The 259-nt window shown below is 33.6% G+C and carries 1 pseudogene; it reads right to left on the bottom strand.

The annotated features are described in order from the left end of the window. Window positions 1–183, bottom strand: a pseudogene (locus tag KVT27_RS25255) (cation:proton antiporter); the annotation flags it as partial. Window positions 184–259 lie beyond the last annotated feature (76 nt).

Raw genomic sequence — 259 nt, 5'->3', positions numbered from 1 at the left:
GACATTACTTAATTGAGTTAGAAGCTCTGAATTTTCAATGCAGCCTAATACAGCTGGACCGATAACGATACCGACAATTAATTTACCTAGTACAGAAGGTTGACCTAATCTAACACTAAGATCACCAGCAAGCTTTGTACTTAATAAAATAAGTGCAATTTGAAAGAAAAATTCGAATTCCATCTGATCCTCTCCTCATCATTTTTAGTTTTATCATACGATTTCTCGGAATTTGCCTAATGAAAATATGTAAAACCCA

It is taken from the genome of Lysinibacillus sp. GbtcB16 (assembly GCF_019091145.1).
In the GTDB taxonomy this organism is placed as follows: Bacteria; Bacillota; Bacilli; order Bacillales_A; family Planococcaceae; genus Lysinibacillus; species Lysinibacillus fusiformis.
The sequence above is the reverse complement of the archived record's forward strand: the minus strand, read 5'-3'. Positions and strand labels throughout refer to the sequence as shown.